General features: G+C 39.6%; 18 protein-coding genes. 8 read left to right on the top strand and 10 right to left on the bottom strand.

The features are described 5' to 3' along the window. Positions 1–3 precede the first annotated feature (3 nt). From Q8S11_RS11205 to Q8S11_RS11185, 5 genes are all read right to left on the bottom strand, one after another. Positions 4–414, bottom strand: coding sequence for a cytochrome c maturation protein CcmE (locus Q8S11_RS11205; RefSeq protein WP_305662183.1), 411 nt, complete (start codon positions 412–414; stop codon positions 4–6). Positions 415–568: 154 nt separating this feature from the next. After that, positions 569–2,005, bottom strand: a complete 1,437-nt coding sequence (locus Q8S11_RS11200) for a Glu/Leu/Phe/Val dehydrogenase (protein WP_305662182.1) — start codon at positions 2,003–2,005, stop codon at positions 569–571. A gap of 147 nt (positions 2,006–2,152) precedes the next feature. Continuing rightward, the gene (locus Q8S11_RS11195; protein WP_305662181.1) at positions 2,153–2,368 is read right to left on the bottom strand and encodes a CcmD family protein; all 216 of its coding nucleotides are present in this window, start codon (positions 2,366–2,368) and stop codon (positions 2,153–2,155) included. 308 nt (positions 2,369–2,676) lie between these two features. Then, positions 2,677–3,342, bottom strand: a complete 666-nt coding sequence (gene ccsA / locus Q8S11_RS11190) for a cytochrome c biogenesis protein (protein WP_305662180.1) — start codon at positions 3,340–3,342, stop codon at positions 2,677–2,679. Between the two features lie 12 nt (positions 3,343–3,354). After that, the gene (locus tag Q8S11_RS11185; RefSeq protein WP_305662179.1) at positions 3,355–4,017 is read right to left on the bottom strand and encodes a heme exporter protein CcmB; all 663 of its coding nucleotides are present in this window, start codon (positions 4,015–4,017) and stop codon (positions 3,355–3,357) included. An 86-nt stretch (positions 4,018–4,103) separates the two neighbouring features. Between Q8S11_RS11185 and Q8S11_RS11180 the strand changes: the two genes are divergently transcribed. Then, positions 4,104–4,625: a methylated-DNA--[protein]-cysteine S-methyltransferase gene (locus Q8S11_RS11180; RefSeq protein ID WP_305662178.1), complete on the top strand. Its 522-nt coding sequence runs from the start codon at positions 4,104–4,106 to the stop codon at positions 4,623–4,625. A 46-nt stretch (positions 4,626–4,671) separates the two neighbouring features. Here Q8S11_RS11180 and Q8S11_RS11175 read toward each other — a convergent pair whose 3' ends face one another. After that, a complete protein-coding gene (locus Q8S11_RS11175; RefSeq protein ID WP_305662177.1) occupies positions 4,672–5,568 on the bottom strand; it encodes an N-acetylglucosamine kinase in 897 nt (298 codons plus the stop codon). Between the two features lie 337 nt (positions 5,569–5,905). Between Q8S11_RS11175 and Q8S11_RS11170 the strand changes: the two genes are divergently transcribed. After that, positions 5,906–7,687, top strand: a complete 1,782-nt coding sequence (locus tag Q8S11_RS11170) for a glycoside hydrolase family 15 protein (RefSeq protein ID WP_305662176.1) — start codon at positions 5,906–5,908, stop codon at positions 7,685–7,687. Between the two features lie 436 nt (positions 7,688–8,123). Here the strand turns inward: Q8S11_RS11170 and Q8S11_RS11165 are convergent, their stop codons facing one another. Then, on the bottom strand, positions 8,124–10,313 hold the full coding sequence (locus tag Q8S11_RS11165) for a bifunctional alpha,alpha-trehalose-phosphate synthase (UDP-forming)/trehalose-phosphatase (RefSeq protein WP_305662175.1): 2,190 nt from the start codon (positions 10,311–10,313) through the stop codon (positions 8,124–8,126). A 195-nt stretch (positions 10,314–10,508) separates the two neighbouring features. On the opposite strand from Q8S11_RS11165, the gene Q8S11_RS11160 reads away from it, so the two are divergent. From Q8S11_RS11160 to Q8S11_RS11145, 4 genes are all read left to right on the top strand, one after another. Continuing rightward, entirely contained in the window at positions 10,509–11,543 is a 1,035-nt protein-coding gene (locus tag Q8S11_RS11160; protein ID WP_305662174.1) for a low specificity L-threonine aldolase, read from the top strand. 54 nt (positions 11,544–11,597) lie between these two features. Next, a complete protein-coding gene (gene accC, locus Q8S11_RS11155; RefSeq protein ID WP_305662173.1) occupies positions 11,598–13,079 on the top strand; it encodes an acetyl-CoA carboxylase biotin carboxylase subunit in 1,482 nt (493 codons plus the stop codon). A 19-nt stretch (positions 13,080–13,098) separates the two neighbouring features. Beyond that, positions 13,099–13,704 (top strand): riboflavin synthase, encoded by a 606-nt coding sequence (locus Q8S11_RS11150; RefSeq protein WP_305662172.1) that lies wholly within the window; start codon positions 13,099–13,101, stop codon positions 13,702–13,704. Between the two features lie 245 nt (positions 13,705–13,949). Then, the gene (locus tag Q8S11_RS11145) at positions 13,950–14,261 is read left to right on the top strand and encodes a hypothetical protein (protein WP_305662171.1); all 312 of its coding nucleotides are present in this window, start codon (positions 13,950–13,952) and stop codon (positions 14,259–14,261) included. A gap of 63 nt (positions 14,262–14,324) precedes the next feature. Here the strand turns inward: Q8S11_RS11145 and Q8S11_RS11140 are convergent, their stop codons facing one another. Both Q8S11_RS11140 and hscA read right to left on the bottom strand, forming a co-directional pair. After that, complete coding sequence (locus tag Q8S11_RS11140; protein WP_305662170.1) at positions 14,325–15,467, bottom strand: CDC27 family protein; 1,143 nt, start codon at positions 15,465–15,467, stop codon at positions 14,325–14,327. A 271-nt stretch (positions 15,468–15,738) separates the two neighbouring features. Beyond that, on the bottom strand, positions 15,739–17,589 hold the full coding sequence (hscA, locus tag Q8S11_RS11135; protein WP_305662169.1) for a Fe-S protein assembly chaperone HscA: 1,851 nt from the start codon (positions 17,587–17,589) through the stop codon (positions 15,739–15,741). Between the two features lie 154 nt (positions 17,590–17,743). On the opposite strand from hscA, the gene Q8S11_RS11130 reads away from it, so the two are divergent. Then, positions 17,744–18,238 (top strand): DinB family protein, encoded by a 495-nt coding sequence (locus Q8S11_RS11130; protein ID WP_305662168.1) that lies wholly within the window; start codon positions 17,744–17,746, stop codon positions 18,236–18,238. Between the two features lie 40 nt (positions 18,239–18,278). Here the strand turns inward: Q8S11_RS11130 and Q8S11_RS11125 are convergent, their stop codons facing one another. Then, entirely contained in the window at positions 18,279–19,613 is a 1,335-nt protein-coding gene (locus Q8S11_RS11125; RefSeq protein WP_305662167.1) for a dihydroorotase, read from the bottom strand. Positions 19,614–19,862: 249 nt separating this feature from the next. Here Q8S11_RS11125 and Q8S11_RS11120 point away from each other — a divergent pair, with 249 nt between their 5' ends. Then, a complete protein-coding gene (locus Q8S11_RS11120; RefSeq protein ID WP_305662166.1) occupies positions 19,863–21,239 on the top strand; it encodes a DEAD/DEAH box helicase in 1,377 nt (458 codons plus the stop codon). Positions 21,240–21,450: the final 211 nt, after the last annotated feature.

Here is a 21,450-nt window from a genome sequence, read left to right as displayed (position 1 = left end):
AATTTAGATTTTGGCGGATGTAGCAGTCACTTCAGTAACCTCTACTTCATCCGTAGTATATTTAGAAGGGCACTTCATTAGAATTTTGGAAGCATGAAATTCATTGCCAATCATTTTGCCAGTTAAAACAATCTGTTCAGAACGTTCAAAATCCTGTGGTTTAGAGCCATTAAATACTACTTTGCGCTCCTTACCTTCATTATCTTTCATGTAGAACGCAAAATAATTGGCATCCTGCTGTGGTTTATAAAAAAGTTCTTTTTCCTTATTCAGTTGTCCTACAACATGTAACTCTGAACTACTTTCTGCGGCATCTGCAAATGAGCCATAGGTACTTGAATCAGCGTATGTACTGATTATAATACCTATTGCTAATGCTATAATAACAATGCCGGCGATGGAACTCTTTTTCATATGATGCTTTTAAATGATCCTATCAAATGCAAATACAAAAATACTAAATACTTCAATTAATAGTCAATATAACAAGAATGTTTCTATATTAGAATCATTCTAAATAACAAAGGGAAACCTTACAGCCTCCCTTTGCATGTTTAAACAGTTCTGATCATGGCCAGATTCCCATATTCATATAGGAAATGGCGACTTTATCGATCGAACCAACGAATGCGGCGGTTCTGAGTCCGTCAATCTTAGGGTTTGCCATTTGTATATCACGTATCTCGTGATAAGAACGGATCATAGTGTCTTCGAGTCCGGAATTAACCAATTCAAGCTCAGTGGCTCCCTTAACAATAATGCTTTTCTGAGCCGAATCAAGTGAAATACCCGTTATCTTTTCAACCATATTGACCAGATTCTGATTGGCATTTTCTTCATATCTTTTATCCATACGACCAAATGCGACATGAGAAAGGTTTTTAAGCCACTCAAAATAAGAAACTGTAACCCCGCCGGCATTACAATACATATCAGGAATCAAAATACAACCCTTTTGGATCAGAAAATCGGCTGCATCCGGAGTTGTTGGTCCGTTAGCTGCTTCAGCAATAATTTTAGCTTTAATATTAGCCACATTGGTTATTGTAATCTGATTTTCAAGGGCAGCAGGTACCAAAATATCACATTCCTGTTCCAGACCTTCTGCAGAATTAATGAATTCTTTTGATGATCCGGCAAAACCAAGAATTGAACCAGTGGTATTGCGATGGTAGAATACCTCATCCAGATTAAGTCCGTTAGGATTGTAGATTGCTCCTTCAAACTCACAGATACCTACAACAGTAGCACCAAACTCAATAAGATATTTGATGGTATGATAACCTACATTTCCCAATCCCTGAACAATCACCCGTTTACCGGATAAACCGGTACTCAGGCCAAGTTTATTCATATCCTCGGTTATATCTACGCATTCGCGTATGGCAATAGCAACCCCGCGACCGGTTGCTTCCCTCCGACCTGCAATTCCATGCAAGGCAATCGGCTTACCGGTAACACATCCTAATGCGTCTAATTGACCGGGGTTCATTGTTTGGTAGGTATCGGCAATCCAGCTCATTTCACGTTCCCCTGAACCATAATCGGGTGCAGGAACATCAATACCGGGACCGATAAAGTTCTTTTTAATTAATTCAACAGTATATCGACGGGTTATGGTTTCAAGTTCAGCAATACTATAATCCTTGGTATTGATCTTGATACCCCCTTTAGCCCCACCGAATGGAACGTTAACAATAGCACACTTATAAGTCATGAGTGCTGCAAGTGCCATCACTTCATCCTCATTTACTATGTCGCTGTACCGAATACCCCCCTTTGTAGGTGATTTATGATGGGAATGTTCTACCCGCCAGGCATCAATTACTTCAAAACCATTCTCTCGACGAATCGGGAAACGGAAACGATATACACTATTACATGACCTGATCTGGTCAAGCAATCCTTCCGGGTGGGAAGTAAATTGTGCTGCATGATCAAAAAACTGGCAAACGTCACCAAAAAACGAAGTTTCTGAGTGCGCTGCGTCTATAGACTTAGCCATAAGAAATTAAATTATTTGAATAATTGGTTTTATGCCGCAAAGTTGATAGAAATAAACCGATACTTAAAATGAAAATTACTTAGTGTACAATATACAATTTCTATCATTCAGAAAAAACCTCATTTAAAGAACTTAAATACGGGTTATTTATTGTTTTTGTTTTTCAATTTTTTTCAATCGGCTATCAATGGAAAAGAGATAAATAGCCAGTCCGATGAAGATGACACAGATAACCAGCACCACAACATAAATCTTTCCGGAAGCTCTCAGGGAATCAGCCATCTCAACCCCATTGGAGTTTTGTGCCAGAAGGTTTAATGTAAAGGCCAGAATTAAGCTAAGTGTAAAGATAAATTTTTTCATTGTACCGAAATTGATATGTTAGTTTAATGTATTAGCTCTTCTAAAAAGTGGTTGTCTGTTATCAGTTGTCTGTTGTCAGTAAATCCTACCAATTGTCAACCCGATAGCTATTTGGAGTCAACTCTCAATCTACTTGATACTGTCATCCTGATGCAGGAGGGACCTTAGCCCCTATTGACTTCTATTTTTCATATCAAACACCTACTCACCTATTGCTAAGTTCCTTCGTTACACTCAGACATCCTACTGTATTTCACGCTCAACTCTCAATTCTCAATTCTCCACTCTCAATTGTCAACTGTCAACTGTCAATTAATTAAGTTTTCCCTATTCTCAACCTTCCTAATCCTATACCTGATTGTGGTAATCCAGGTACTGACCAGAATCCAACCCAATACAGCAGGATAAAATACCGGGCGCAGTTCGGGAGCCATATCTTGGGTATTAAATCCGGGGTTACCTCCATTTCCGGGGTGGAGTGAGTCAGTCATGCGCGGAAGTATGAATAACAGGACCACCATTATAGGGAATGCGAAAATATTATAGACTGCTGATATTTTGCCTCTTTTCTGTTCCTCCTCTAATGAGTTCCTTAAAACAAGGTAAGCCAGATAAACAAGCAGGGCAATTGCTGCACTATTTTGTTTAGGGTCATTACTCCAGGCTTCACCCCAGGTATATTTTGCCCAAACTGCACCGGTAACCAGTCCCAGAATACCGAAAATGATTCCGACATTGGCACTTTCTACGGCCATCAGATCATCATTTTCATTTGCTGAATTCAGATAACGGATACTGTAAATAAAAGAAACGGTAAGCATGACGATCATCGCAAACCACATCGGTACATGAAAATGAATATTCCGGATAGTTTCGTTTAAGATCGGCTTTGCCGGCACATGAAATAAAAACCCCGCAATAATTGAGTAAAGCACAAGAACTGTGGCCAGGATTTTCCACCAGTTTTTATTCATAATGAATTTGAATTAATCCTTCCAAAGGTAAGGAAATAACAATAAAGATGTAGTGATCACAATGATATTTATGGCTATCAGAACACCGATCTCATCATAAGAGACCGATCTGTCTAAACCGTCCATTGCATTCTTTGATAACTTAATCAGAACCACCAATAGGGGTATGATCACCGGAAAACTTAATATAGCCATAAGCCCTCCCGCATTGTTTGCTTTGGAGGCGATGCCCGAGATCATCGTAAAGACAGATGCAAAACTGATACTGCCCAATAGCACTGCAAAAAAATAGAATAGTGGATCTCCCAGCAGATTTTTAAAAACCAGGGTATAAAAACCCAATGCAATGGCCGAGAGCAACAGCATCAGGAAGATATTGTAAATGATTTTGGAGATGATGATCGCCTGGGCACTGGTAATTGTATAGTAGTACAACTGCCTGCCCCTGCTTTCCTGGATAAAACTTTTGGTTATCGCATTCACTGAGGCGAATAGCATAATAATCCAGAAGAGGGCATTCCAGGTTGGCGGACTGGTAATCTCGCGGAAAGCCAGATAACATACAAAAACTGTTGAAACCACATACAGTAAAATGCCATTCAATGCATATTTTGAACGCCATTCAAGCATGATTTCCTTACGGATCAGAAATTTAACCTGATTCAATAAATCCATTGCAACAAATATAGAATTTGCTTTTCAGTTTCGGGTATTCATTCCCGGGCAATAAATGAATCGAATATTTATTTGTATTTTGTATCATGTTTTTTTCAATACTTGATAGTCCTATTGGACAAATGGTCATTGAGGCCAATGAGCAGGAGATTTGTGCCGTAAGTTTTCCTGATGAACTGCCATTAGATAGCCCGAATGAACTATCAGAAGCTGCTAAAGAACAATTCAGAGAATATTTTGAGGAAAAGAGGACGTATTTCGATTTTCCAATCGCTCAGCCGGGAACCGCCTTCCAACAAAAGGTATGGAATGAATTAAGGAAAATTGATGCCGGCAAACCCATAACTTATGCGGCCTTAGCAAAAAGAATGAAAAGTCCCTTGGCCATACGTGCAATTGCATTGGCGAATGGCCGCAACAACCTAATGATTGTCATTCCATGCCATCGCGTAATTGGCAGCAATGGCGATCTGGTAGGGTTCTCCGCAGGATTATGGCGTAAAAAATGGCTGCTTGAACATGAAGCAAGGATGACTTCTATGGGGCAGTCGGTATTGTTTGTTGCGGATCAGGCCCGCAATGACAGTTGCGGCTCTGGGCTGCAATGACAGCGGGTCAAATTAGGTCTGTTGTCAGTACGGACCTGATCCACTGTCAGTGAGGCCTGGATCCGTTGTCAGTGCGGACCTGATCCGCACTCCTTGGTGCCAATTCAACATGATAACGTACCAGATCGTCTATTGGGGAACGGATGATTTTACCCACTTTCATACCATACTCCGTAGCTGTTTCCTCAAGCACATTTCTGAAATTATATCCCACAGATCCGATACAATTAAAAGTATAATCCTTATAATTAGGATAATGCGAAACCAGGTTTTCAAAAAAATCAACAAAAGATGATTTTACAATATTTCTTGAATACTCTGCATGCACATTATTATCATACACGAACTTTGCAAAGCTGGCACAAAAACGATTTGCCAATGGTTTGGTATAAACATTGTCAGTAACTTCATCAGGGGTCAGTTTATATGTTTCCCAGAAACGCGCTCTAACCACCTCTGGCATGTAGCCCCTTAAATAATCAGTGAGTAATTTCTTGCCAATATCACAGCCACTACCTTCATCACCCAGGATATAGGCGGCAGAGTCAATATTTAAAGTAATATCCCTGCCATTGTAAAGCCCTGTATTTGTTCCGGTTCCCAAAATTGCTGCAAAACCACTATCCAAACCAAGTAAAGCACGTGCTGCAGCAAGAAGATCATGTCCAACATAGATACTGGCTTGATTAAATATTACAGACATAGCATCTTCAACAATCTGTACCTTATCTTCAGTAGAACAACCGGCACCATAATAATTTACTTCATGAATATCAGAAAGATCAAGATCAGAAGGTAAACCCTTCCTGAGTGAATCAATTATATACTCGGTGCTGACAAAATATGGGTTGTATCCTTCTGTATTAAAATAAATTTTTTGCCCGGATTTATTCAATAAACACCAATTAGTCTTGGTAGACCCTCCATCTGCAATAATGATCATAGTTCTATAAATATTTTTAAAAAGCTAAATGTATGAATTTATACTAATTGTCTGATAGGAGTCTTTTTGAATATTACATTGAAAGCATATATTGTTAATGAATATAAGTTGGTGAAAACAATCCAATGCAGGAATTCTGAATTCAAATAGCCTAAAAAATTTTGGCAATACCATAAAAAATGATGTATTTTAGCGACTGAGGCTTCTCTGATCATATTATTGTACAATTAAATGCCCGGCGCCAATACTACGATATAGATCTGTAATAAGAAATATCAATTTTGTTTGGGCTGTAAATGCCAAGCCGGGAATTATTCCGAATTTTTTCACAAAAATTATGCAGAAACATACATATCAAACCGGTATAATAGGGAATTGTGCTTTTATGGCACACATTAACAAGAACACGAACATAGATTGGTTATGCTGGCCAAGATTTGATAGCTCCTTTGTTTTTGGCGGACTTTTAGATAAAGATAAAGGAGGTGAATTTTCGATTTTACCATCAGGAGAGTATGAATCGCATCAATATTATCTGGAGAATACCAATGTGCTTTGCACCGAAATTACATCAGCTGAAGGGGTTTACAGGATAACCGACTTTGCCCCAAGATTTAATCAGTTTGATAGATATTTTAAACCTTTAATGCTGATCAGGAAAATCGAATTAATTAGCGGTACACCACGCATAAAAGTTAAATGTAAGCCTGTTTACAACTATGGGATCAAGACATTAAAAGCTTCACGCGGCAGCAGCCATATTGAATATAATGGTTCGGAAGAAAAAATACGCTTAACCACAAATATTCCCATTAATTATATCATTGATGAGCAGTCTTCGGTATTGAGCGAAACAAAATACTTAGTTTTTACCTATGGGGAACCACTTGAAGCCCCTCTGGCTAGTACAGCAGAACGCTTTCTTCTCGAAACGATCAATTATTGGAGACTTTGGATAAAGCACTCTTCCATTGCCATTTTCTATCAAAAAAACGTAATCAGATCAGCACTGGCACTTAAGATTCACCAATATGAAGATACGGGAGCAATCATTGCTGCAAGCACTACCAGTCTGTCTGAATTTCCGGGCAGCGGTCGCAACTGGGATTATCGGTATTGCTGGTTAAGAGACACATTTTATGTGATAAGTGCCTTAAGTCATATCGGGCATTTTGAAGAAATGGAGCGCTATTTTAGCTATGTTTCTGACCTTTCGTTTTCAGAAAAAGGGCGCTATCAACCATTATACGGGATAACCGGGGAAAAGTTTCTGACAGAGACTATACTGGAACATCTGGATGGGTATTTGGGAAACAAACCTGTACGTATTGGCAATCAGGCATTTGAACATATTCAAAATGACATTTACGGACAAGTTCTTATTTCTTTGTTGCCCTTATATACCGACCATCGTTTTGTAATTTCAGAGAGAAAAGATTCTGCCCACTGGATAAGCTATTTGCTTTCGAAAGTTGAACTCACCATTGATGAGAAGGATGCCGGTATCTGGGAATTCAGAAATATTGCCAATACCCATTGTTACAGTAATCTATTTCAATGGGCAGGCTGCTCTGCTGCTGAAAAAATGGCACGTGCAATCGGTGATATTGAACTGGTAGAGAAGGCAATTTCCCTGAAAAACAGAGCTGCTGTCCACATTGAGAATTGTTATGACCCCGTTCGCAAGGTTTATACCCATGCTGTAGGCAGTCCACATCTTGATGCAAGCACCCTTCAGCTCATTATGATGAATTACCTTGACCCGGCTTCTGACCGTGCAAAAGATCATCTCAGCATGCTTGAGAAAGAATTAAAAACAGAAAAAGGTCTATTTCACAGATATTTACATTCTGATGATTTTGGCAAACCAAAATCCACTTTCCTGATTTGTGCTTTCTGGTATGTCGAAGCTCTGGCCTGTGTTGGCCGCCTTGATGATGCGATCCGGGAATTTGAAAACCTTTTGCAATATTCAAACCACCTTTTGTTATTTAGTGAGGATGTGGATGAAGAAAGCGGCAGCCAGTGGGGGAATTTCCCTCAGGCCTATAGCCATGTGGGTTTGATGAATGCTGCTTACCGCATTGCGATAAAACTGGATCGGCCTGTATTTATTTAACCTAGATATAAGGAAGGTTAAAGGAGAGGCTTATAATTATTCCGATAGGGCTCTGGAGCCAAAATAATTTGATTTTGGAAAGCAATGCCTGCGTAATATCGGTTAATTCAGCCCTTTCCTCCGGTGGCAGTTCCGGCAATTAATCCTGTTATATTACCCTCTGGTCGGTGTTCTCACCGTACCAAGCACGATTATATCAAGTGGTCGGTGATAACACCAACCACAGGGAAATTACAAATAGCCGTAAGCTACCTCCTGCGGCAAGGTTTATTTTACCTGGAGCTGTTTTTCATTGTGACGGGTAGCTCCGAAGGATCACCTGCCATTTGAAATTAACCCGGGTTGCAGCTATAGCTTTTGTCTTAAGCGAATATTTATGTTAAATTTTAAATCGGACTCACGTTATGTAGTCAATGTAGCTAAACACAATTGCTATTTACTGATCAGTATCAGAGCCAAGTCCATGTAAAAATTGTCTTACCTCACGGGGATTTCGGAGATAAAACCGGGCAGCCGACAAGCTGCTTCCGACCTTAAAAGTAAGGGCCGAATCTGGCAGGGCTTTGAAAATATCCTCATCGGTATGATCATCCCCTATAGCCATTACGAAATCATATTCGTTCATGAACATGAAGTTTAAAGCCGCTTTTCCCTTATTAATCTCCATATTTTTAATCTCAATAACCTTGTTCCCGGGCAGAAGCTGCAGTCCTTTATCTTTAGTAAGATATACCAGATTGTTTACTAGTTCAGATACTCTGAGTTCCCCAAGATCTTTTGGAACTTTCCGGTAATGCCATACCAGAGAAAAGCTTTTCTCTTCAATAAATGATCCGGGTGTCCGTTCAACATAGGTGTTCAGGATCGGATATATTTCTTCCTTCCAGGTATCAGTTAATCCCACAATGTTTGTCCAGGTATTACCTATTTGCTTTTGCCATACACCATGCTCAGCAATAATATGAACGCCGGAATGACCAAACCATTCCTCCATTTTAAGATGATCCCGTCCGCTTATCAGAACAACTTCATTTGACTTATCAGTACTTAGCTTTTCCAGTAAAACATAAAGCGCAGGATCTGGACTCGCTTTATTGATGTCAGTATGGAAATTAACCAGAGTTCCATCATAATCTAAAAAAATAATACGCTTTGATGCAGATGAGTACCTGGCACTTACATTTTTTGCTACACTAAAATCAACATGTCTGGATTGCATTGACTTTTGTAATTGTTTGACCTCTTGTAACTTATCCATATATATTTTCACCCAATGAAAGATATTAAACCTGGAAACCACCTTCCTCATTTCTGCCATTTTTGTTTCCTGTTCAGCAAGCGGCATATTCAAAGCCTGAACTATGGCTCTGGTGATATCGCCTATGTTATTTGGGTTTACGATCAGCGCATCGATTAGTTCTTTGGATGCCCCAGCCATTTCACTTAGAATTAAAACCCCATTGTTTTTAGTGCGACTGGCCACATATTCCTTGCTGACCAGGTTCATACCATCGCGCATTGGAGTTACAAGTCCGATATCAGCCATCTGATATAAAGCAGAAAGTGCTTCAATTGGAAATGATCGATAGAAATACAACACCGGTGACCATTGCATGGTACGATATGAAGCATTAATGTTCCCAACTTTCTTATCAATATGGTCTTTTAACTCCCTATACTGAGGTACATTGTCGCGAGAAGGTACCACAACCATATATAGAACAACTTTTCCGATATATTCCGGATATAATTCGAGTAAAAGCTCAAATGCAGCTAATCTTTGTAGAATACCCTTACTGTAATCTAAACGGTCTACAGATAAAATGATCCGGTTATCACCAAAATTCTCTTTTAATAAGCTGATCTGTTCCAATACACTCTCATCATTAATAAGAGAAGAATATTTATTATAATCGATCCCCATTGGAAAAGCTTCAGCTACAACCGGTCGGTCATCTACTGTCAAAATATTTGAGCTGGAATTAATCGGCAATATTCTAATTGCCGCATTCATAAAATGCTGTACATCATCATATGTATGGAATCCAACCAAATCGGCACCCAACATACCTTCCAGTAATTCTGCTCTCCAGGGAATAAGTCTGAACAACTCATAAGAAGGAAAGGGAATGTGCAGAAAAAAACCAATTGTCAAATCAGCATTCTCTGCCCTGATCATTCCGGGAAGCAATAACAACTGATAATCATGGATCCAAATCGTATCACCCGGTTCGGCAACACTTAGAATAACTTCCCTGAATTTCTGATTTACGGTTTGATAAAAATCCCAGTTCGATTGCTTGTAATTCACATAAGTTGAAGCATAATAATGGAAGATTGGCCATAATATTTCATTGGAAAAACCTTCATAGTACTCATTAATCTCCTCCTGACTTAAAAAAACAGGAAGAAGCTTCAAAACTTTCAAATTTTGAATAATATCTGCCTGCTTTTCGGGTTCATTCACCTCAATTCCGGGCCAACCGATCCAGATATTTTCACCATCTTTATAAATAGAACCTAAACCCGTGGCCAGCCCGCCCTCACTTGCAGAATAGGTATATTCACCATTCTCCTCAAAAATTTTGACCGGCAACCTGTTTGAAACGATTATAGTTTTACTCACACTGAAAATTTTAATTTAAGATTAAAAACATATTCCTGATTCCTTACATTGGATCAGATATGAAATATATTGTATTAACATGAATACGATTGGCCTGACATGACCATAAACAGCGAAAAATTGCTGATTTATAAAAGAATATGGCTTAATATAAGAAAATAATTCTGATAATAGGGATAATATCTAATTTTAGACATGAATAAACATGAAATGATTGTTGACCTGCGAAGTGATACTGTTACGCGGCCAACACCTGGAATGCTGGAGGCAATGTATAGTGCAAAGGTTGGAGATGATGTATTTGAAGAAGATGAAACTGTGAATGCATTGCAGGAGAAGACTGCAGCAATTTTTGGGGTGGAAGATGCCCTGTTTTGTCCTTCGGGAACGATGACAAACCAGATTGCGATTAAACGTTTTACCAATCCGATGGAAGAGGTGATCTGTGATGAAACCGCTCATGTTTACCGTTATGAAGGCGGTGGAATTGCCTATAATTCAATGGCTTCTGTCCGTTTGCTTTATGGCGACCGGGGCAGACTTAATGCCGATCTTATCGAACCGCATATAAATCCTGAGAATGTACATTATCCAAAAACCAGCCTGGTAGTGCTTGAAAATACTGTAAACCGCGGTGGAGGCAGTTTCTATACACTTGATCAGATTGAGCCTATCTATCATTTATGCCGCTTAAAAAACTTATACCTGCATCTTGATGGAGCCAGAATCTTTAATGCTTTAGCTGAGTCGGGGGATGATCCGAAAGAGTACGGAAGAATGTTTGATGGGATATCTGTATGTTTATCAAAAGGTCTGGGTGCCCCTGTAGGATCTGTTCTGCTAGGAAGCCGGGAAACCATTTATCATGCAAGAAGGATCCGCAAAGCATTGGGAGGTGGATGGCGACAAGCAGGGTATCTTGCAGCGGCCGGAATCTATGCCCTGGATAATCATATTGATCGCCTGAAATCTGACCATAAGAATGCTAAGATACTGGCTGAAACACTATACAGTTTACCATATGTTAGCAGTATTATGCCAGCAGACACAAATATTGTAATCTTTGAGCTCGACATAAAACATAATCCGGATGAATTTGTTGAAAAATTAAATCATTATGGAATAAAGTGCAATACTTTCGGTAAGCAAATGATCAGATTCGTTACACACCTGGATATTAGTAATGATAAGATTGGGTATACCCTTGAAATATTGAAGAAATTGCACTGATCATTTAATATCGAATTAGTCCAATTAGCATTTGCCTAAATAATACATTTGTACATGGAAAAGATCCTGATAGCCAACCGGGGAGAGATAGCCTTACGCATCATGCGTTCAGCCAGGGAAATGGGAATTAAAACCGTGGCGGTATTCTCAGAAGCCGACCGTAATGCACTTCATGTCAGATATGCTGATGAAGCATTTTGTATTGGCCCGGCTCCCTCTTCTCAATCATACCTCTCTGGAGAAAAAATTATTGAAGTCTGTCTCAAAACAGGGGCCCAGGGCATTCATCCGGGTTATGGCTTTCTTTCAGAAAATGCGGCTTTTGCCAGAATGGTAAAAGATGCGGGTTTGATACTAATTGGCCCCTCTCCTGAAGCTATGGAGATAATGGGCAATAAGTTATCGGCAAAAGCCGCAGCAATGCAATACAATATCCCGATGGTACCGGGAACAGCGGAAGCAGTAACAGATATCCAAATTGCTCAGGAAAGAGCCCGGGAAATCGGTTTTCCTATCCTGATCAAAGCAGCAGCTGGTGGCGGTGGCAAGGGGATGCGGATTGTAGAAAAGCCTGCTGATTTTATAGAACAGATGGATTTAGCTGTATCTGAAGCTAGCTCCGCATTTGGAGATGGGTCTGTTTTTATTGAGCGCTATGTCTCGTCTCCGCGGCATATAGAAATTCAGATTCTGGGTGATAATCATGGCAATATTGTTCATTTGTTTGAGCGCGACTGTTCAGTTCAAAGAAGGCACCAGAAGGTTGTTGAAGAAGCTCCATCATCTATTCTGAGTGAAGAATTGAGACAAAAAATGGGCGAAAGTGCCGTAAATGCAGCGCGATCCTGTAATTATATCGGTGCCGGGACTGTAGAATTTATTCTGGATGAGAATCTTGATTATTTCTTTCTCGAAATGAACACCCGTTTACAGGTTGAACATCCGGTTACTGAAATGATTACCGGCATCGACCTGGTGAAGGAACAGATCAAAATAGCCAGAGGCGAGAAATTAAGTTTCAAACAGGAAGATCTGAAGATAAGGGGTCATGCAATCGAGTTAAGGGTATATGCCGAAGACCCGGCAAACAATTTTCTTCCTGATATTGGACGGCTCCAAACCTATATTACCCCAAAAGGTCCGGGGGTGCGGGTAGATGATGGTTTTGAGCAGGGCATGGAGATACCTATCTATTACGATCCGATGATTGCGAAACTGGTAACTTATGGCAAGGATCGTACAGAAGCCATAGCACGGATGATCAGAGCTATAGATGAATACCATATCACCGGAATTCAAACCACTTTGGCTTTTGGAAAGTTTGTGATGCAGCATGAGGCATTTATATCGGGTAAGTTTGACACACATTTTGTAGGCAAGTACTTCCTCCCTGAATATTTGAGCACTGAAAATGAGGAGGAAGCAATGATTGCAGCTTTAATCGGGGCCGGGTGTATGATGAAAAATAGTACCAGCCTCACAAATACTAATCAGCCCCAGGTTGCATCATCCTGGCACAAAAACAGAAAATCATAAAAAACTTATAATATAAAAAATGTTTACAGGCATCATAGAAACCATAGGCATTGTATCCAAGCTGAAAAAGGATCAGGATAATTTGCAAATGATCATCGAATCTGACCTTTCAAATGAATTAAAAATAGATCAGTCTGTTGCTCATAATGGTGTCTGTTTAACTGTTGTAGCGCTCGCTGAAGGCATGCATACCGTGACAGCTATATCCGAAACATTGAAGAAGTCAAACCTGGGTAAACTTAAGGAAGGTGATTTGGTCAATCTGGAACGCTGCATGCAGATGAATGGCCGACTCGATGGGCATATTGTTCAGGGACACGTTGACCAGACAGGTATTTGTACTGAACTAATCGAAAAGAACGGCAGCTGGGAATATACGATTACTTATGATTCTGAGATCGGAAACATTACTGTCGAAAAGGGTTCAATCTGTGTTAATGGTATAAGCTTAACAGTAGTTAACTCGAAGGAGAATTCATTTTCTGTGGCGATAATACCATATACCTACGAGCATACCAATATGAAGAATCTCAGGATTGGTGATATTGTAAATCTTGAATTTGATATTATTGGAAAATATGTTGCCCGCTTAACCCGGCAGAAAGATATGAGATGGGAGATGTAAGACAAAATACGTACGTGTGGTGTCTCCAATTACATAAAATTTCTTGAGCATAGTTTAAATTGGCCACCGGGGTATACATCAAATTGCATATTATCCTTTTGTCGGGCTTCCAGTCCCTATGAAAAACAGCTGCCAGTAAAATAAACCTTGCCGGAGGAGGTATCTTCCGGCTGTTGGTAATTTTTCGAAAATTAGTGGCAGCATAATTGCTCTAAAAAAGTAATTAATTAAAATAATAGAATACTATGGATAAGTTGAAAAAATTTGAGTTGATGGAGAAAATTACGAACGAACTGGAAGATCTGAAAAACAGTCAGACTGCACTCGTTCAAAAGATAGGCAAAATTGAGATCGACAATTATGACCTTGGAAACAAAACTCTTGAGCGGATACTTCCCGTAATGCACCAGAATGTTGCTGATAATCTTGATAAAATCGCTGAGATCTTAATCAGCTTTGAAGAATCAAAAGATGTTTATGGCAAGAAGAACAATATTGAAGGACTGAAAGAACAGGAAGCGATAAGGGAAGCATTGGAAGGCGGAGCAAAAAATTAAAAAAAACTCATCATATAATTGGATCAGGCAATTTAGCCCTGATAATTATCTGATGAGTTCATATTATTTACTCAACTGAGAAATCCGGTAATTGCAATACTCAATATAAGCCTTCTGCTCTGCGGGAGGTTTTGAATTGATATAACTTCTGTAATAGCTTAAAGCGGCTTTAGGCTGTTTCAGTTTCTGATCGTAAATTATAGCGATTGTATACAGGGTCAAAGGCTTACTATCAAAGAAGAGGCTTTTCTGATAGGCTTCGAGCGACTGCCTGTTCAATTGACTTTTTTCAAGCACATCCCCTTTTTGCGCATAATATCCAGCCGTGTTTGGCGAAATTGATTCTTTAATGGTTTTATTGAGATAATCAACTGATTTATTGTAGTTCTTGAGCGCCTTATAACTCATTGCAATGAAATACAGGGTCGATTCAGTCTTCATATCATTAGCTTCCATACCTTCCAGAATATCAATTGCCTGCTGATATTTTCCAATTGAATAATATGCTTCCCCGAGCATTTTGAGAATATTTGCACTACGATCACCTCCTTTGATAATTTCAGTGCATATTTCCAGTACACCATTCCAGTCTTTCATTGCATAGGCTAATTCAGCCTTACCTCTTAGCAGAATCAGATTCGTAGAATCTGCCTGGATAGCTTTATCAAGTACTTTTGCTGCAGATTCGAACTGTTTCATATCTTTCAGAACTTTAGAATAACTGTAGGCAATATCTCCGTCGGAAGAATTAAGGCTATTCGCTTTATGAAGATAGGGTGTTGCAAAAACAAGTCCCTCAGAAGATTCGATCATATCACTCAATTGCTTATATACTGAGAAATTAGTACTATCACTTGCTAAAATCTGTTTATAATATTCCTTTGCTTTTAAAAAATTACCCTTGCGCTGACTAATACCTGCCATGCTGAAAAGGGAGGAGATTTCAGCTGGATCCTGTTCAAGAATACGCAGATAATAATTTTCTGCCTCAGATAATTTACCAGCCATCCTCAAACTGTAGCCAATTCTGGAAAGAATCCTGACATCTGAAATGGGCTCGGGATAGGTTTTCTTCAGAGTTTCTGCTGCTTCGTCATAGCGCTGATTCTGCAAAAGCTCCAGTATCAGTAAATTTTCCGAGGCTGTGTTCTGGGCAGAAATTTTAGATGAAAAAAGTAAAATTGCTAGTAAGACTATGATTCTCATGGAAAACCCTCCAAAATTGATTAATTATTCAATAGAGTTAATAGAACAAAGAATTATGAGCCAAGATTCAGGACAATAATTAAAATTTCAAACTAGCAGTATTTCATCAGACCTCTGAAATCAGACCTCTGAAATCTGCCATCAGACAACTGACAACTTTAGAGTATCAAAAATCAAGACTGAATCCTGGTTCATTTAAAATTTTGTAATCAAGGATTTGACTAATACAAAATCATCCTAAAATTTAACAAATAACTAAGAACTAAGAAAACTACTCTATCGCTTTCCCCTTCATTGCAGAAGAAATTGCAGTATTCATCAGTCTCTCAGCAAATGGCCGGGTAAATTCATTGAGCTCATCAATACTTTTATGGATCAGGTCTTTATCCCCTGAACCCAGAGCTGATTTGAGTATCCCGATTAATTTTAGTGTATCCTCTTTTTCCTGTTCAGAAACCTGTTCAGTATTTTTTTTCAAAAAGCGTTCTACAGTATAAACCATTTGATCTCCCTCGGTACGGGCTTCTATCAGCATTCTCCGGCTTACATCATCCTTAGCATTTTCAATACTGTCAATCAGCATTTTCTCTACCTGTTCATCTGTAAGCCCATAGCTAGGTTTCACTTCAACCTCCTGTTTTACACCTGAACGCAATTCAACTGCCTCAACCTTAAGGATTCCATCTGCATTTAATCTGAAATTAATATCCACCTTTGGAAAACCTGCAGGCATTGCGGGAATTCCTTTCAGGTCAAATTCGGCCAGCTTCCGGTTCTCAGTTACAAGATCCCGCTCACCCTGAAAAACAGAAATTTTCATATTGATTTGACCGTCAATGGAAGTAGTATATTGTCTTCCTGCTTTAGCGGGTACTTTTGCGTTTCTTGGGATGATCACATCCATGAGTCCTCCCATGGTTTCAATCCCCAATGAAAGTGGGGTAACATCCAACAGTAAGATATCTTTTCTATTTCCGGCGAGGATATCCGACTGTATCGCAGCACCTAATGCCACAACCTCATCCGGATTAATCTGATCATGAACCTCCTTCTCAAAAAATTCGGCAACCTTCTGTTTTACCAGTGGTGTACGGGTGGAGCCCCCAACCATAACAACTTCCTGAATATCTGCTATACTGAGGCCTGCATCTTTTAAAGCATTACGACAGCAAGTTATGGTTTGCTCAACACGGGAAAGAATTAGCTCTTCAAATTTCTGTTTTGTAATGGCACAAGGTATGTTCTCAACAACATCATTAAAGATATTCTGAGTAGTGAGTGCTTTTTTTGCCTCTTCGGCTTTCAAACGCAGCGCCTGACTAATTGAAGAATCCTTTGCCCTGTCTCCCAACTCATTCTGCTCTATCCAGTAATTGACAATTGCCCGATCAAAATCATCTCCCCCTAAAAACGTATCTCCATTGGTTGAAAGAACTTCAAAAATTCCGTTCTGTATTTTTAAAATAGAAACATCGAATGTGCCACCACCCAAATCATAGACCGCAATGATTTTTTCTTCTTCCGGATCAAGGCCGATACCATAGGCCAGACTTGCGGCTGTTGGTTCATTAACGATGCGTAATACATCCAGTCCGGCGAGTTTACCTGCATCGCGGGTTGCCTGACGCTGGCTATCATTAAAATAAGCCGGAACAGTAATCACCGCACGGTTAACTGTGGTTTTTAAAGCATGCTCAGCTCTTTCCTTTAACTCCTTCAGGATCATTCCTGACAGTTCAATCGGGGTAAAATATTTGTCTCCTGCCTTAATCTTAACCAGACTTTCACTGTCGTCGTCAATAATTTTATAGGAGAATAAATCGCTATGCTGCTGAATATCTTTAAACGAGCGACCTAGAAGCCGTTTTACTGAAAAGATTGTATTTTGAGGATCCGAAATTAAAAACTCCTTCGCTTCATTTCCAACTATAAGTCCACCCTCAGACGGGAAATGAACTACTGATGGTACGAGCACACCCTTACCCGTATCATTTATTACCTGTGGATTACCTTCAGGATTAATAAATGCGACAAGACTATTTGTTGTTCCAAGGTCAATCCCAACAATTATTTCCTCTTTCTGAACAGAACCGGTTGCAATATTAATAGAAACTTTAGCCATAATTGCTTTCAACAAGGCGCAAAGGTATGCAGTTTAGCCACAATAAGGAACTATTAGCTCCAATTTGGCATTTTATTACAATCTGATTAGTTTTTAAGAATGCATGGGGCTTTTATTATTTAAATAATCGTATTTTTAAAATAACCTATCGAATATGAAATCACTTCTATTAAATTACCTGCAATACAATCATTGGGCGAATGAGAAAATGTGCAATTATCTGTCAGGGGTTGATGAGCCTGGTATCGTTGATAATAAAAAAGCGGAATATCAGACCATCAAAAATGTAATCCTACATATTGCAGATGCTGAGCAAACCTGGCTGGCCCGCCTGAACGGAAAAAATATTCCCCATATGCATAATCTGGATGTTGCCGGAAGCTTTGCCAATATTTGTGCAACAATCAGAACCAATTCGGCAGATTTTATTGAACTGATTTCAGGAAAGGATGATGAATTCTTTCTTTCCAGTACAGAGTATATCAATTTAAAGGGAAAAACTTTTAGCCAGAACAATGCGGAAATCATCCTTCATTGCATGAATCATTCAACTTTTCACCGTGGACAAGTGATGTGTATTCTAAGGCATGTGGGCTATACCGACCAGTCGGCAAGTGATTTCATTATGTTTTTAAGAGAAAAAGGCTAAGTTTAGGCTGACAGGGTTTTAAAACCCTGTCAGCCTAAACTTATCGGTTAAACACCAACCTTTTTCCATACACCCCATCAAATATTTTGCCGTTATCGTACACCAGGTTCCCGGATATTATAGTACTTATAACTGTAGAAGCAAATGTTTGTCCCTCGAATGGGCTCCAGCCACATTTAGAAAGCACATTTGCTCTGCTCACAGTTGATCGCTTATTGAGATCAACTAATACCAGATCGGCCCAATAGCCTTCACGGATAAATCCGCGATTCTCAACCTGAAAACAGATTGCCGGACTATGAGCCATTTTTTCAACAATTTTCTCCAGAGAAATTTTACCCTGCTTGTAAAATTCCAGCATGGCTACCAATGCATGCTGCACTAATGGTCCGCCGGATGGTGCTGTGGAATAAGGCTGTGATTTTTCTTCAATGGTATGCGGTGCATGATCTGTGGCTATAACATCAATCCGATCATCCAATACCGCTTTAAATATTTCATCCCGGTCGGCAGCAGTTTTTATAGCCGGGTTCCATTTGATCCAATTTCCTTTTTTAGCATAATCGGCATCTGAAAACCACAAGTGATGAATACAGGCTTCAGAGGTAATCCTCTTTTTTTCGAGAGGAATCGAATTATCAAAAAGAGAAGTCTCTATTGCGGTAGAAATGTGTAGAATATGCAAACGGGTATTGTACTTTTTTGCAAGTCCGACAGCTAAAGAGCTTGAAATAAAACAAGCTTCAGCATTTCGGATCAGCGGATGCATTTCGGGTGTTAAATTATCTCCATATTGAAGTTTGAAACGCTCTGCATTTGCCCGGATGGTAGCCTCATCTTCACAATGAGTTGCGACCAGCATGGGTGTCCGGCTAAAGATCCCATCCAAAGTCTTTTCATTATCCACCAACATATTACCTGTTGAAGACCCCATAAAAACTTTGATTCCACAGACATTTTTGGGATCTGTTTTTAACACTTCATCAAGGTTATCATTCCCTGCTCCCATAAAGAAAGAATAATTACCTGCGGAGGTTTTCGCTGCGATTTGATATTTATCTTCAAGCAATTGTTGTGTCAGGGTATTGGGCACCGTATTGGGCATCTCCATGAAGGAGGTTATCCCGCCGGCTATTGCCGCCCTGCTCTCAGTAAAAATATCGGCTTTATGGGTTAATCCTGGCTCCCTGAAATGAACCTGATCATCAATACATCCCGGGAAAAGGTGCAAACCTTCGGCATTGATTACCTTATCCGCTGCCAAATTCAGGCTTGACCCGATCTGTTCAATGAGCCCGTCTTTAATGAAAACATCGCCAATAAATGTCCGGCCTTCGTTAACAATTGTAGCAGATTTGATGATTATTGAGGACATTATATGAGGTTTAGATTAGAAGCATATGCGAATTTCGGAATAATTTTCTTTAGTTGTTTGTCAGCATTTGGATAAATAAATATTGAATTTTAGAATTAATATATTAATGGAGCAAAGAATAAGGAACAAGGATTAAGGACATGCATCATTGATGTGAAATTGGCAGTATTTTCAGACATCAGGCAACTGACAACGGACAACTATACACTGTAAGTCCTAATCTAAATTCCAAATCCCTACCTTTGCAGAATGTCATTATCCTTCGAAGATTTCAAGCTGAACAGGCAAATACTGAATGCTGTTGCGGATGCAGGTTACACACTGCCAACACCAATACAGGAAAAAGCGATCATGCCTATCTTATCCGGACAGGATATTATGGGGATCGCACAAACCGGAACCGGTAAAACCGCTGCTTTTGTATTGCCAATTCTGATGAAGTTGAAATATGCTCAGGGAAATGATCCCAGGGCTTTGATTATCGCCCCTACCCGTGAACTGGCAATGCAGATCGAAGAAAATGTGAAAACATTTGCTAAATATACTGATCTGCGGACTGTTGTGCTTTATGGGGGATTAGGTCCTAAAACCCAGATCTCTGAATTGAAAAAGGGAGTGGATATTATCATATCAACCCCGGGCCGATTTCTGGATTTATATCTGGAAGGAAACATCAACACCCAAAATTTGAAATTTCTGGTGATGGATGAAGCCGATAAAATGATGGACATGGGATTTATTGGTTCCATACACCGTATTCTGGAAGTGGTGCCAAGAAAACGTCAGAACCTGCTGTTTTCGGCTACTATGAGTGAATTAGTCCATAAGATCTCGGGTGATTTTCTGAAACATCCCACGGTGATTGAAGTAGCAGAGCAGGCGACTCCTGCAGCAACTGTAAGCCAGGTTTTGTACAAAGTTCCAAATCTGAAAACCAAGCTAAACCTGCTTCAGCATTTGCTCAAGGATACAGAGGACTTTACCCGTCTTATTGTTTTCTGTAAAACAAAAACGGTAGCAGATAATATTTTTCATTTCCTAGAACGGCGATATGGAGTTGACCAGGTTAGGGTTATCCATGCCAATAAGGGACAAAACACCCGGATTAATTCGATCAATGCCTTTAAGGAAGGTGAAATCAGGATTCTGGTTGCAACTGATGTGGCTTCCCGCGGACTGGATGTCAGTAATGTGAGCCATGTCATCAATTTTGATGTTCCGATTATCATTGAAGATTATGTTCACCGGATCGGACGTACCGGTCGTGCTCTTCAAACGGGCGATGCGATCACTTTTTGCAGCCCTTCGGAGGAATATTACGTCGAAAAGATTGAAAAACTGATCCGGCAGACCATTCCTATATCTGAAATGCCCGAAAATGTATTCATTGATGATACACCATATGAAGAACGTCAGAATATTGCCCGGGAAATTGATCTGCAAAAACGAAGGGATGATCCCGAATTTAAAGGAGCCTTCCATGAGAAAAAGGCTAAAAATTCGAAAGGGGTAAAATCAGTAAAGGGAGAACCTACAGCAAAAGTTAGAAATAACAAACCCGGTGCTGCCCGAAGGAAGAAAAGTGTCAAATTTGACTCTGTTCACAAAAAAGACAGGAAAAAATGAAGCTGCGTTTAACTCCGCTAAATATAGTTTCATCCCTCTTACTTGTAAGCATTGTATACCTGATCCTCTTTCCGGATGAAAACGGATTTCGTCACTTAGGTAGCATTCCCTTAATTATACTGCTCATTCTTAGTTTTATCACGGATCAGGTATTCCGTAGGTTTATCTCAGAGCTAAAACGGATTTGGTTAATTGAAATTCTATTTCTCAT

Source organism: Daejeonella sp., from assembly GCF_030695525.1.
Lineage (GTDB): Bacteria > Bacteroidota > Bacteroidia > Sphingobacteriales > Sphingobacteriaceae > Daejeonella.
The sequence above is the reverse complement of the archived record's forward strand: the minus strand, read 5'-3'. Positions and strand labels throughout refer to the sequence as shown.

Coding starts and splice junctions, on each gene's coding strand:
- Q8S11_RS11205 (WP_305662183.1), bottom strand. CDS start 414: ATGAAAAAGAGTTCCATCGCCGGCATTGTTATTATAGCATTAGCAATA.
- Q8S11_RS11200 (WP_305662182.1), bottom strand. CDS start 2,005: ATGGCTAAGTCTATAGACGCAGCGCACTCAGAAACTTCGTTTTTTGGT.
- Q8S11_RS11195 (WP_305662181.1), bottom strand. CDS start 2,368: ATGAAAAAATTTATCTTTACACTTAGCTTAATTCTGGCCTTTACATTA.
- ccsA (WP_305662180.1), bottom strand. CDS start 3,342: ATGAATAAAAACTGGTGGAAAATCCTGGCCACAGTTCTTGTGCTTTAC.
- Q8S11_RS11185 (WP_305662179.1), bottom strand. CDS start 4,017: ATGGATTTATTGAATCAGGTTAAATTTCTGATCCGTAAGGAAATCATG.
- Q8S11_RS11180 (WP_305662178.1), top strand. CDS start 4,104: ATGTTTTTTTCAATACTTGATAGTCCTATTGGACAAATGGTCATTGAG.
- Q8S11_RS11175 (WP_305662177.1), bottom strand. CDS start 5,568: ATGATCATTATTGCAGATGGAGGGTCTACCAAGACTAATTGGTGTTTA.
- Q8S11_RS11170 (WP_305662176.1), top strand. CDS start 5,906: ATGCAGAAACATACATATCAAACCGGTATAATAGGGAATTGTGCTTTT.
- Q8S11_RS11160 (WP_305662174.1), top strand. CDS start 10,509: ATGAATAAACATGAAATGATTGTTGACCTGCGAAGTGATACTGTTACG.
- accC (WP_305662173.1), top strand. CDS start 11,598: ATGGAAAAGATCCTGATAGCCAACCGGGGAGAGATAGCCTTACGCATC.
- Q8S11_RS11150 (WP_305662172.1), top strand. CDS start 13,099: ATGTTTACAGGCATCATAGAAACCATAGGCATTGTATCCAAGCTGAAA.
- Q8S11_RS11145 (WP_305662171.1), top strand. CDS start 13,950: ATGGATAAGTTGAAAAAATTTGAGTTGATGGAGAAAATTACGAACGAA.
- Q8S11_RS11140 (WP_305662170.1), bottom strand. CDS start 15,467: ATGAGAATCATAGTCTTACTAGCAATTTTACTTTTTTCATCTAAAATT.
- hscA (WP_305662169.1), bottom strand. CDS start 17,589: ATGGCTAAAGTTTCTATTAATATTGCAACCGGTTCTGTTCAGAAAGAG.
- Q8S11_RS11130 (WP_305662168.1), top strand. CDS start 17,744: ATGAAATCACTTCTATTAAATTACCTGCAATACAATCATTGGGCGAAT.
- Q8S11_RS11125 (WP_305662167.1), bottom strand. CDS start 19,613: ATGTCCTCAATAATCATCAAATCTGCTACAATTGTTAACGAAGGCCGG.
- Q8S11_RS11120 (WP_305662166.1), top strand. CDS start 19,863: ATGTCATTATCCTTCGAAGATTTCAAGCTGAACAGGCAAATACTGAAT.